Source organism: Pseudomonas sp. HTZ2, from assembly GCF_033173945.1.
Classification (GTDB): domain Bacteria; phylum Pseudomonadota; class Gammaproteobacteria; order Pseudomonadales; family Pseudomonadaceae; genus Aquipseudomonas; species Aquipseudomonas guariconensis.
The window spans coordinates 1,617,774-1,629,947 of record NZ_CP137332.1; the positions used below are offsets into that span (position 1 = coordinate 1,617,774).

Below are 12,174 nucleotides of genomic sequence, written 5' to 3' on the forward strand. Positions count from 1 at the left end.
TTGGAGTTGCGAGCTTCAAGCTTCAAGCGGCAAGCCACAAGAAAAAAGCAGGGCGGTGGTGAATCCGAATGGTCGGTTCACGCCGCCCTGCTTTTTTCTTGCAGTTTGCCGCTAGCGGCTAGCCGCTCTACTGCGCAATGGTCTTGATCGAGATGCCGCGTTCCACTGGCGTCGAGGTGCGGCCATAGACATCTTCGAAGCGCTCGATGTCATCTTCGCCCAGGTAGCTGCCGGACTGTACTTCGATGATCTCCAACGGGATCTTGCCTGGGTTGCGCAGGCGGTGGACCGAGGCGATGGGGATGTAGGTCGACTGATTCTCGGTGAGCAGGAACACGTTCTCGTCGCAGGTCACCTCGGCGGTGCCGGACACCACGATCCAGTGTTCGGCGCGGTGGTGGTGCATCTGCAGCGACAGGCTCGCGCCCGGCTTGACGGTGATGTGCTTGACCTGGAAGCGTCCGCCCATGTCCACCGAATCGTACGAGCCCCACGGGCGGTATACCTCCAGGTGGTTCTGGGTCTCGCTGCGGCCTTGCTGGTCAAGGGTGTTGACCAGTTGCTTGACGCCTTGGACCTTGTCTTTGTGGGCGATCATCATGGCGTCCTTGGTCTCGACCACCACGATGTTCTCCAGGCCGATCACCGAGACCAGCTTGCCGTTGCCGTGGATCATGCAGTTGTGGCTGTCTTGCACCACCACGTCGCCCTTGGTGACGTTGCCGTTGTCGTCTTTCTCGTGCACTTCCCACAGCGACGACCAGCAACCCACGTCGCTCCAGCCGGCCGACAGCGGTACCACGCAGGCACGCTGGGTCTTTTCCATCACCGCGTAGTCGATGGAGTTGTCCGGGCAGCAGGCGAAGGTCGCAGCGTCGATGCTCAGCACGTCGCTTTGTTCGTCGCTGCGCTCCAGGGCCAGAAGGCAGGTGTCGTAGATGTCCGGGTCGTGCTTTTTCAGCTCTTCGAGGAAGCGGCTGGCGCGGAACAGGAACATGCCGCTGTTCCAGAAGTAACCGCCGGCGCGGACGAACTCGTTGGCGCGCTTCTCGTCGGGTTTCTCGACGAACTGCGCCACGCGCGCCACGCCCTCGGGCAGCAGGGCGTCCTGGCTGGAGCGGATATAGCCATAGCCGGTTTCAGGCTTGGTCGCCGGCACACCGAACAGCACCATCTCGCCGCGCTCGGCGGCCACGGTGGCCAAGGCCAGGGCGCGTTGCAGGCCCTTCTGGTCCTCGATCACATGGTCGGCCGGCAGCACCAGCATCAGCTCGTCGCGGCCTTCGTTGACCAGCTTCATCGCGGTGATGGCCACCGCAGGCGCGGTGTTGCGACCGAAGGGCTCCATGAGGATGCCCTGGGTCTGCAAGTTGAGTGCGGCCAGTTGCTCCTGGACGATGAACTTGTGGTCCTTGTTGCAGACCACGATCGGGCTGTCCATGCCTTCGAACACCAGGCGCTCCAGGGTTTGCTGGAACAGGGTGTGCTCACCGGTCAGGGCCAGGAACTGCTTGGGGAACTGCTTGCGCGACAGAGGCCACAGACGCGAACCGCTACCACCAGAAAGAATTACCGGAATCATGATGTTTCTCCAAAAGGTCGATAGGGGTTTGAATCAGTTGCTGGCAACGGGACGGGTGACCCAGACCGGCGACAGGTTGCTGCCGGAACCTGTGACATAGAGCACCGCGGCTTCACCGCGCTCGAGGGCGACCGGCTTGAGGTCGCTGACTTTCTTGTCGCCTTCGTAGAGGGCCAGGCTGACCTTGACCGGGTTGATCTCGCGCTCGCCACGGCCTTTGGCGGCCACAGGCTTGACCACTTCGGTCTTGCCGTCGGCAGTCTTGAGGGTCAGCGACTGGTCGCTCAGGTTCTGCACGCGCACCAGGGCTTTCTGCTTGTTCTTGAACGGGGGTTCTTCGATCAGTTGCGGGCTGCCGCCAGCGTTGTTGACCAAGGTGTAGTACTTGTCCGCGGCCAGTTTGACCGGGACGCTCTTGCCGCCGACCTGGGCGGTGTAGTCACCTCCGGGCAGGAAGCTGAAGTCGCTGCTGGCCTGGGCGCCGACCGGCTTGATCTGGGTGTTGCCCACCGACGCCGCGGCAGGGCTGGAGGAGGCGTTGTACAGGCGCACGAAGGTCGAGCCTTTTGGCGCGCTCGGGCCATAGAGCGCCGCATCGGCGCCGGCCAGGGCCTGCAGCGAGAGCAGGGACAGGCCCGCAGCGAGGGTGAAGGCTTTAGCGAAGGAAGGTTTGTTGGTCATGTTGATGTCCTCTTCAGTGAACCGTCCGATTGGACGACAGGGCCAGGTTTTCTTCGGTCTTACGGGTGTTCTTCAGCTGGGCGATCCAGGTCGGATCGAAGGCGCTGAGGTCGTTCTTCATTGGCAGATAACGTTCGGGGAATTCCCACACCACCACTTGCGGGGGAGCGTCCTTGAAGGCGTCGCTCTGCAGGTACTTGAGCATTGGCAGCAGGGGGCCATGGCCGTCTTCGGCGTAGTTGGCCACGTCGCTGCGCAAGGCTTGCTGCAGGGCGCCGAGGAAGTTCCAGTGCGGGTTGGCGCTGTAGCTGGTACCGACCAGCGCCACCGGGATCCGGGTTTCGGCGAACAGCGCGTCGCCTGCTTCACCTTCGGCCTCGACCGGACGGGTGCTGCGTTGCTGCAGGTTGTCCGGTGAGGGCAACAGGTTGCTGAACAGTGGGTCCAGCGGCAGGAAGTTGGTCAGGTCGCCCTTGTAGGGGCTGGTGGCGCCGGCTTCGGTGATGAACGCCTGCGGGTCGCCATTGAGCAGGCTCTGGCGCGACACCGCCTCGGCCAGGGCCTGGGCCGCGACCTCGGCACCCATGGGCGTCCAGTGGGTGTCGGTGCGCAGGAACACCTGGCCACGGGCCTTGGCCTGCTCCAGGGGCGCGAGCAGATCCGGAGCGAAGACTCCGGCCTGGCGGGCCTGGGCGTGGAACTGGTTGTACAGGTTCTCGTGCAGGCTGGCCGGTTGGTCCTTGCCCAGGTACTCGGAATAGATCCGCGCCTTGGCCGGGACGATCGCCAGCACCAGCTGCGTGCCCTGGCGATGCAGGGTGTCGCGCACGCCGCGGATCAGCGCCAGGTTCTCCTGCATCAGCTGCTCGGCGCCGGCAGTGGGCTTGAACTCCTCATCGCTGAACAGCCACTGCTCGCGGCCCAGCACGACGCCCGGGCGGCCTTCGTTGAACAGCTTGTAGTCCAGCGCCGCCCACAGGTTGGTGCCGATGCGTTTGATCGGGAACTGCTCGTCGTAGTGGGTCTCGGCGGCCTTGGCCAGCTTGCCGTTGAGCAGGGTCATCTGCTCGGTGCGGTTGAAGCTTTCAAGGCCGCCCACCGACCAGGCGCCAAGCCCGGTCAGCAGGCCCAGGAACGACAGGGAATAGGTGATGCGTAGTGTCCGGTTCATGGTCCTGTCCTCAGAACTGGAAGTAGAGGAACGGCGAGTAGCTCTGCGCCGAGAGCTTGAGCACCGAGGCAACGAACAGCAGCAGGACCAGGGCGCGGGTCATGACGCGGGTCCAGTCCAGGCCCACGGAGCCGTCGGCGTTGATCTGCACCGGGGTGGCCTTGGGCGTGGGCTTGGCGTTGCGGTAGAAGTCGCGCAGGCCGAACACCGCCAAGGTGACGTAGGCGACCACCAAGGTCGCGACCTGCAGGCCGGTGAGCTGGGCGCGGTTGAGTTCCGACAACTGCCACTCACCGAAGCTGAACATGGCGCCGTACATGCGGCCGGCCACGTGCAGGTTCTCGGCGCGGAAGATCACCCAGCCAACCACCACCAGCAGGAAGGTAAACGCCCACTTGATCGGGTTGAAGCGCTGCGGGTTGGTGTCGATGCCCAGGGCGCGCTCGATGGCCAGCCAGGTGCCATGCCAGGCGCCCCAGATGATGTAGGTGAAGTTGGCGCCGTGCCAAAGCCCGCCCAGCAGCATGGTCAGGAACAGGTTGCGGTAGGTGTTGAAGGTGCCTTTGCGGTTGCCACCCAGGGTGATGTAGAGGTAATCACGCAGCCAGGTCGACAAGCTGATGTGCCAGCGCCGCCAGAACTCGGTGATCGACTGGCTGATGTACGGCTGCTTGAAGTTCTCCATGAAGCGAAAGCCCATCATCAAGCCCAGGCCGATGGCCATGTCGCTGTAGCCGGAGAAATCGAAGTACAGCTGCGCGGTGTAGGCCAGTGCGCCCAGCCAGGCATCGCCCGTGGTCGGGTTCTGCAGGGCGAAGCAGTGGTCGGCGACCACCGCCAGGGTATCGGCGATGAACACTTTCTTGATGAAGCCCTGCATGAAGCGGGTGCAGCCTTCGGAGAACTTGTCCAGGGTGTGGGTGCGGTTGTTGAACTGGTCGACCAGGTCCTTGAAACGCAGCACGGGGCCGGCGATCAGGTGCGGGAAGATCGCCACGAATGCCGCGAAGTCGATCAGGTTGCGCGTGGCCGGGGTGTCGCCGCGGTACACGTCGATGATGTAGCTGATCGACTCGAAGATGTAGAACGAGATACCGATCGGCAACAGCACATGGGTGAGGATGAATGGTTCCAGGCCGAACGACGTGATGATCGCGTTGAGGCTCTCGACGCCGAAGTTGGCGTACTTGAAGTAGCCCAGAATCGCCAGGTCGACTGCCACACCCAGCAGCAGCCAGCGTTGGGCCGGCTTGGTACGCACGCCCGCGGCGCCGACTTTGAGGCCGATCCAGTAGTTCCACAGGGTGACACCGGCGAACAGTGCCAGGAAGTCCACCCGCCACCAGGCATAGAAGATGTAACTGGCGATCAACAGCAGCAGGTTGCGATAGCGTTGCCCGCTCAAGTAATACAGGCCGAGGAAGATCGGCAAGAACAGGAACAGGAACACGTTGGACGAGAAGACCATCCCGGTTCTCCTTTTTTGTTCACAGCATCCGGGGCACAGCGCCCCCCAAACCCCCCACTCGAAAGTGGGAGATACCTAGGCCCTGTGGGAGCGGGCTCACCCGCTTCCCACAGGGTGTCGTGTCACTTCTTGCTCTCTGCGCTCGGGTCGTAGACCCGGGTCAGGTCTCCGCCTAAGCGGAAACTGTTGAACGGCTGCATGCCGCGCTTGCGCTGGAGGGTGTCGCCACTGCACGCATAGAGGCTGCAGTAGGGCTCCATCCACGAATACTTGCTGTCGATCTTCAGGTCGTGCATGTCCTGTTTCTCGCCGTTGCGGGTCTTGAACGCGCTCGGATCCTTCGACCCGCTGAGCACTCGTTGCGCCAAGCGCTGCAAGGCGTTGTTGTTCTCGCCACGCACGTCCACGCCGTTGACCTGGGCAAAGCTTGCGATCATCGCCAGCGGCGGCAGGGCGTAGTTGTGGTAGGCCAGGGCTCGCTGCTTGCGCTTGAGCTCGTTGGGTAAAAAGCCCTGTTCGTCCACCTGGTTGGCGCCGACCTTGTATTCCTTCACCGCCCAGTCGAACAGGTCGCGCCGGTCGGTGGCCACGGCGGTGGCCATCACCGACCAGGCCGCCCAGTAGCTGTGGTTGTTGATCTTCTCCAGCGGCAGGTCGCTCCAGTCGCGCACGGTCTGTTCGGCCAGGCGCGCCAGCCATTTCTCGATCAGCTCGGCCTCGGCCTGGTGCGCGGCCAACGGCTGGGAGTTGGAGAACTTAAGGCGCAGCCACGAGCCGCTCATGCTGCCCAGCGCCCATTTGCGCATCGACTTGCCGGTGTGGTTGTAGTCGGTGGACGCCAGCGCATCGGCCCGCGCCCAGGTACCCAGCCAGGTCAGGGCGCAGTCGAGCTGGGCCGGGCGGCCATCGCGCATGTACTGGCCGACCATCTTGCTGACGCCACGCTCGAGCGTGGTGATGTCCTCGGTGGATTGGCGGAAGGCCTTTTCGGACGCCTTGTTCAGGGTCGCACGGGCACCGTCGGAGCCTTCGTACTTGCTGCGAAACTGCAGGGGGCCGGTGTAGGGCTTGGGCGCCGGTTCGCAGCGGAAGTTGCCGTCGCCTTTCTTGAGCTTCTCGATGCCTGCGTAGTAGCCCTGTGGCGGCACCAGGCTGCCGGCCTGCGCGGCCGGGCCGAACAGGGCCAGGGCGAGCAGGGCAGGTGCGGTGATTGTGCGCAATGGGTTCATGGTCGCCTCACTGGCCGGCCTGCGCGGTGTTCTGCGCATGACCGGCGAAGTTGTTGCGTTTGCACAGCTTGGCCTCGACTTTCTGGGTGCCGGTTTCCGGCCCCTGGATCTCGAGGGCGAGCAGGTTCTGACTGGCCCAGTCCTCGTCTTCGCGCATCTGGAAGACGAAGCGGCCGTCGGTGTCGGAGGTTTCCGGCTTCTCGATCTTGATGTCCTCGTGGCGGCCGTTGAGGTACCAGAGGGTGGCCTGCAGGACCTTTACCGAGGTGTCCTCGAACTTGATGTCCAGCTGGTGATTGCGGTTGATCAGGTCTTTGATCACACCGCCCTTGCCGTTGACCATCAGCTCGTTCTTACCGGGCTTGAGGGTGGCGCTGGCGCTCATCTGGGCTGGACGGTCGTCACAGCCATCGTCGAGCAAGGCGAGGATCTGGCGCCAGATGGTTTCCTGGTCCAGGCGGTACAGCGGCGAGAACTCCCAGATGAGGATCTTCGGTGGGTTCTTTTTGAATTCTTCACTGCCCAGGTACTGGATCATCGAACCTTCCAGGCCACCACCGGGGAAGGCGACGTTGAGCACGTCGGCACCGATGTACTGCTGCAAGAAACCCGAGAAGTTGTAGTTCTTGCCGCTGTGGCTGGTGCCGACCAGGGTGATCTTGGCATTGCCCGAATCGCCGAACAGGTCGTCGCCATCGCTCGCACCGCCCTTGGGCTCGGTGGCGAACTGGTCCATGTACTGCACCGCATAGCTGGTGCCGCAAAGTTGCCCGGCGACGTTGTGCAGGGTACCGGTCTTGCCCATGCGGCCGGACTTGTGGGTTTCGAATTCCTTGCGCGGGATGCCTTCGAAGGCTGGCATCTTGTGTACGGTGTCGGCCACGATCTTGGCCGCGCGCTCAGCGCCGTAGGGCGTCCAGTGCTGGTCACCGCGGAAGTAGAAGTCCTTGCCCTGGTCGGCGGCGGCCAATTGCTCGTTGGTCAGCGGCGACAGGTCGGGCACGTTGTAGCCCATGCTGGCGAAGCGCTTGAGCATGGCCTGGTAGTTGCCCAGCGCCTTTTGATAATCGAAGGCGGCTTTCTCGGCGGGGTTGAGCATGTTGCGGTTCACCAGGCCACGGGTTGGCTGGTACACCAGCACCAGTTCCACGCCGCGTTTCTTGAACGCGTCATGTACCTGTTGCAGGCGTTTGTAGCCGGCCGGGGTGGTGTTGAATTCGGTGCGCAGGTCTTCGCGGGTACGGAACAGCCAGTCGCCTTTGGCCTGGACCAGAGTCGTGAAGTTCTGCTGGTAGCGGGTCACGTAACGGCTGGCGTCGTGGGCCTCTGGGCACAGCTGGCAGCAAGGCTCGGCGGTGAAGCTCGGGGCCTGCACATCGGCGGCGCGCACGCCCTGGCTGATGGCCAGGAGGGCGGCGGACAAGCCGAGCAGTTTCATCAGATGCGGAGTCATGGTCTGGGCTTCCTTAATCGATCATTTCGGTCTGGCGTTCGACCGGGTCGATCAGCACGGCCTTCTGCTGGCGCACCAGCAGGTCGAGGATTTCGTCCTGGCGCTCGCCGAGCACGCCGTTGAGGCTGATGCCGTTGGCCTTGCGCGGGGCGAGCATGGAGACCTTGTAGAGCTCGACCGACAGCGGCGAGTCGATCGACAGGGGACCGGAGCCATTGGCCGCCAGTTCACCGCCGACCACGATCAGCGAGACTTTGGCATCGAAGGGGTCCAGGGCGATGTCGCGGTCGGTGTCGGAGAGGTCCTTGATGTGCCCGTACACGCCCACCAGGCCGTTGGCCATGGCGAGGTTTTCGTACAGGCGGATGTTCACGCTGTTGCGCACGCGGATGCCGTGCCGGCGGTTGTTGAGCAGCTTGTTGCCGTAGATCAGGTTGTCGCCACTTTCGTACAGCGTGATGCCGTCGGTGTGGTTGCGGTAGATCTCGTTGTAGGCCACCAGGTTGTTGACGCTGTTACGGTCCAGGACCACGCCGGAGAGCTTGTTGTCGTAGCTCTTGTTGTTGATGATCCAGCTGTCGTTGACCTCACGCGAGACGATGATCCCGTGCTTTTTCTTGGTGCCGTACACAGTGTTGCCGGCGATGATCAGGCGGTGCGAGCGGTCGTGGGGGTCGATGCCGTAGACGATGTTGTCGCGATAGGTGTTGTCCTTGATCACGAAGTCCTGGGTCTCGTAGCAATAGAAGCCGTACCACATGTCGCTGAATTCGGAGCCGATGATCCAGCCGGTAGGTTCCGGACGGCCCATGCGCTTGGCCATGTTCGGCGTGTACTGGGAGATACTGACGCCATACGACTTGGACTTGGCGTAGCCGAAGCTGGCCATCTTGCTGTTGACGATGTAGGTCTCGGTACCGCCCCAGGACAACAGGAACGGACGGAACTCGTCCGGCTTGCGGAAGGTGGCGGGGCCGTTGTCCTTCTCGCGCCAGGCGGTGACCTGGGTGTCGGTGACGAACAGCTTGCCGTCGTTGATCAGGAATGACCCGCCCTCTTGGGACAGGCGCAGTTCCTTGACCTTGCCATTGATCTCCAGCACGCCCTTGCGCCCGACCACGATCGGCAGGCGTGCCAGGTACACGCCCGGCTCGGTTTCGCGCAGGTACTGCTTGGGCACCTGCTTGCTCAACTGCACCAGGTCCAAATGGCCATCATCGATGAAGATCGCCTGGGGAATGCCCTGCTGGCGACGAACCCACTCGGCGCCTTTGTTGTCGCCGCCGATGAACTCCTTGAGCGATTCCTCCTGGAGCATGCGGCGCACGCTGACCTTGCCTTTATGGCTGCGGTCGAGCTTTTTCTGAACCGCTTCGGCGGTGTAGCCGGAGAGGTCGGGCAGCTTGGGCGGGTCCATCTGCAACGGCTCGATCGGCGCGCTGGAGACCGTGTAGGTCTTGGCCTGCTGCAATTCCTTGACCACCGGCTTGACCGGCTCGGCATAGGCCAGGCCGCTGCTGGCCAGCAGCAAGGCACTGGCCAGCAGGCCATGGCGAAAATGCGGGTGAAGGTTCATGAGTGTCCTCTCCCGGGCCTCAATAGCGCCAGATCACGTCGACGAAGGCGCGGTGCATGTAGGAATCAGCTTCGCTGCCGTAGGCATAGCCTGGCTTGAACACGCCGGCACGCAGGCGCACCAGGGCCGACGGCTCGTCGATGGCTTGGCTCATCGAAGCCGGCAGCAGGCCTTGCTTGAAGTACTTGGTGACCACCACGTCCATTTCCTGGCCCAGGTCCTTCTCGCCATTGATCAGCGGACGGTTCACACCGTTGTCCTCGACCACCGCGTTGATGCCGCTGGAACCGATGTTCTGCTGGTCATCGACGCGCCAGAACTTGTGGTAGATGAAGCTTGCGTCATAGTCGTCGCGCAGTTGCCAGGAGGCGAACAGGGTGGCCGCCTGCAGGTTGCCCAGCTCGCCACGGAAGGCTTCGCCGAAGCGGTGCACGCGAGAGCGGGTGCCGGTGAAGTTGGAGCGGTTGCTCTCGAGCCCGGTCTGCTCGTAGTTGCTCGAACCGTCGCTGCCGCCACCGCCGCTGCCACGGGCATAGGCCGCACCGACCTGCCAGTTGGGGTCCAGACGCAGGCGTACACCCAAGTCGGTGGCCCAGGCGTTGACATCGCCGCTCTGCTTGCCGGTGGCAACTTGGTCGTTGCCCACGGTCTGGGTGCTGAGGGTGTCGCGATCGCCGGTCAGCCAGGTGACGCTGCCCCAATAGTTGACGGTGTGGTCGTTGCGCCAGTTGTAGGCGTCGCTGTTGGCCTCCAGGCCCAGCCAGGTCAGATCGCCCGTGCGGGTCTTGTCCAACGGGTCGACGGTTTCACCGGGGTCTTTCAGGCTGCCGCTGTCACTGGAGTGGTGGGCGCGCACGCCGACCCAGTGCCCAGGTGTCCACTGGGTGGCAACGTTGCCGTACACGTGGGTGCGGTCCTTGTCCTCGGGCGCAAGCTCGGTGAGGTCGGTGCGGTATTCGCTGAAGCGCTGTGCCACGCCCAGGTCGGCCTTGAGCAGGGTGGTGTCGAAGGTCCAGTTCAACGCTTCGATGTTGGTGTCGCGCCACATGCCGTCGTCGCTGCGCAGGCGTTGGCGGCCCAGGCGCAGCTGTTCGCCTGGGTAGGGCGTGAAGCCGCTGTAGCCGACCCAGAACTCGCGCATGGCCAGGTAGCTCTTGTCCGGCTTGCGGCTGTCATCGGCGTTGTCCACGGTGCTGCCGTCCTCGGACTGGCGCAGCGTGTCGGTCTCGATGATATCGGTGGCGGCTACTGCCTGGCCCATGGCGAAGGCGCTCCAGTTGCCGCGTTCGCCGTAGACCCAAGGGCGCAGGTCAAGGCCCAGGCCGTTGACGTCACCGCCGGAGCGGGTGCCCAGGTCGCGGTCGTCCTCGGATTGGCCGGTGATCTTGATGTCCAGGCCGAAGTTCTTCTCGGCGGTCATGTCCGCCAGGGTCGGGCACGACCACAGCAGGGCGAAGCTCAGGCCAATGCCGGCTTTCACGAAGGGATTGAGCGTCATAGCGAGTCCTCACCGTCTACTTCTTCTTTTGCGTCGTCTTGCAGGGCTTCGAAGGCCAGGGGGTTGGAACCGACCTGGGCCATGCTGCCGCGTGCCTGCTTTTCCTGGTCCAGCAGGCGCTGGGCCTGGTTGCGCTGGTCAGGGCTCAATTGCGTGTCGAGCTTTTGCAGCAGCTCGGTCGATTGCGGCGACGGGTTGGCCTGGGCCAGTTGGGCGAACACCCAGGCGTTGGCCGGAGCAGGGCGGATGCCATGACCTTCGCTGAACAGTTGGGCCAGGGCGTAGTCGGCGCTGTTCTGCCCGCCACGGGCGGCACTGAGCAGGTGGTCGACGGCTTTTTGCGGCTCGACGTGGCCCAGGTAGCCACGGCGGTACAGCTGGCCGAGGTAATAGTGGGCGCTGACCTCGCCGGCGGCGGCGGCGGCCTGCAGGTGTTCTTCGGCTTTGCTGGCGTCGGCCGGGAGCGTCTTGCCTTCGTAGTAGAGGCGGCCGAGCAACAGTTCGGCGCGGGGCTGCTGGGCCTGACGGCCCTTTTCTATGTAGGCGAGCAACTGGTCGTTGTCGCCCAGCTCCGGGAAGTCGTACACCAACTGCGCCAGGCTCACCCAGGAAGCCGGATTGACCGGGGCGACTTGCTCGAGCAGCTCCTTGGCGGTCTTTTCGTCGGTCTGGCCCAGGCTGCGGTCTGCCAGCACGCGGGCGACGCTGTCGACCCGGGTGGCCGGCACGATGCCACGACCATAGGCGGCCTTGAGCTGCTGGATCAGTGCGGCCTGCTGGTCGGGCTGGGCGCGCTTTTGGTAGACGGTGGCCAGTTCCACATAGCAGATGTCGGTGGTGTCCAGCGCGGCCTTGCAGATTTTTTCGACGTCGCCCAGGTGCTGGTCGTAGGTGCCCTGGGTGCGGTAGAGCAGCACCTGGGCCAGGCCCGCCTCGGGGTTACCGGCGGCGCGCCACTGGTCGATCTGCTGCTGGGCGTTCACCTTGGGGAAGCTCTGCGGGTATTGCAGGTAGAGCATCGCCAGCGGGATCAGGGTGTTGCGCTCGCCTTGCTGGGCGGCGAGCTTGAGCAGGGTTTCGGCCTCCTCGCGCTCGGCCTGGGTAGTGCCAGGCTTGGCCACCAGCAGGCGACCCAGGCGTGCCTGGGCTCGGGGCGAGGTGGCAGCGGCGGCGCGGTAGGTGGCCTCGGCTGCCTTGAGCTTGGCAGGGTCCTGGCTGGCGACCTGGATATCGGCCAGGCCCACTTGGGCATCGCTGTAGCCAAGGTCGGCCAGGGCCTTGTAATTGCGCTCGGCCAGGGCGGTGTCCCCGCGCTTCATGGCCTCGTTGGCTAGGCGCTGGTCGGGCAGGCCCGAGCAGCCGGCCAGGGCGACGGCCAAGGCCAGGCCGCACCAGGCCAGCGGGCGAATGCTGCGCGCAGGGCTCGATTCGATCCCTATGGGAGCGGGTTTACCCGCGAACAAGGCCCCGGCCGCTTGCAGCGGTGTCATACGGTTCGAAGGGTTCATGGTCCGAT

At 63.9% G+C, this 12,174-nt stretch carries 9 protein-coding genes; all 9 read right to left on the bottom strand.

The genetic code is table 11. The features are described 5' to 3' along the window. Window positions 1-127: 127 nt before the first annotated feature. The 9 genes from R6G97_RS07625 to algK all read right to left on the bottom strand — a co-directional run bounded on the left by R6G97_RS07625 (window position 128) and on the right by algK (window position 12,166). The gene (locus R6G97_RS07625; protein WP_317847964.1) at window positions 128-1,582 is read right to left on the bottom strand and encodes a mannose-1-phosphate guanylyltransferase/mannose-6-phosphate isomerase; all 1,455 of its coding nucleotides are present in this window, start codon (window positions 1,580-1,582) and stop codon (window positions 128-130) included. A 33-nt stretch (window positions 1,583-1,615) separates the two neighbouring features. After that, the gene (locus R6G97_RS07630) at window positions 1,616-2,263 is read right to left on the bottom strand and encodes an alginate O-acetyltransferase AlgF (protein ID WP_043207413.1); all 648 of its coding nucleotides are present in this window, start codon (window positions 2,261-2,263) and stop codon (window positions 1,616-1,618) included. 13 nt (window positions 2,264-2,276) lie between these two features. Continuing rightward, window positions 2,277-3,434 carry an alginate O-acetyltransferase gene (locus R6G97_RS07635; protein WP_317847965.1) on the bottom strand — a complete coding sequence of 386 codons (1,158 nt, stop codon included), beginning with the start codon at window positions 3,432-3,434 and terminating at the stop codon, window positions 2,277-2,279. A gap of 10 nt (window positions 3,435-3,444) precedes the next feature. After that, window positions 3,445-4,902, bottom strand: a complete 1,458-nt coding sequence (locus tag R6G97_RS07640; protein ID WP_070576265.1) for an MBOAT family O-acyltransferase — start codon at window positions 4,900-4,902, stop codon at window positions 3,445-3,447. Between the two features lie 122 nt (window positions 4,903-5,024). Beyond that, window positions 5,025-6,131: a mannuronate-specific alginate lyase gene (locus R6G97_RS07645; protein WP_043207417.1), complete on the bottom strand. Its 1,107-nt coding sequence runs from the start codon at window positions 6,129-6,131 to the stop codon at window positions 5,025-5,027. 7 nt (window positions 6,132-6,138) lie between these two features. Continuing rightward, window positions 6,139-7,584, bottom strand: coding sequence for an alginate O-acetyltransferase (locus R6G97_RS07650; RefSeq protein WP_182942310.1), 1,446 nt, complete (start codon window positions 7,582-7,584; stop codon window positions 6,139-6,141). Between the two features lie 13 nt (window positions 7,585-7,597). After that, window positions 7,598-9,160, bottom strand: coding sequence for a mannuronan 5-epimerase AlgG (algG, locus tag R6G97_RS07655; RefSeq protein WP_317847966.1), 1,563 nt, complete (start codon window positions 9,158-9,160; stop codon window positions 7,598-7,600). Between the two features lie 19 nt (window positions 9,161-9,179). Then, window positions 9,180-10,658, bottom strand: a complete 1,479-nt coding sequence (locus R6G97_RS07660; protein WP_317847967.1) for an alginate export family protein — start codon at window positions 10,656-10,658, stop codon at window positions 9,180-9,182. Beyond that, window positions 10,655-12,166 (bottom strand): alginate biosynthesis TPR repeat lipoprotein AlgK, encoded by a 1,512-nt coding sequence (gene algK, locus R6G97_RS07665; RefSeq protein ID WP_317847968.1) that lies wholly within the window; start codon window positions 12,164-12,166, stop codon window positions 10,655-10,657. The genes R6G97_RS07660 and algK overlap by 4 nt, the downstream gene beginning before the upstream one ends. Between the last annotated feature and the right edge of the window lie 8 nt (window positions 12,167-12,174).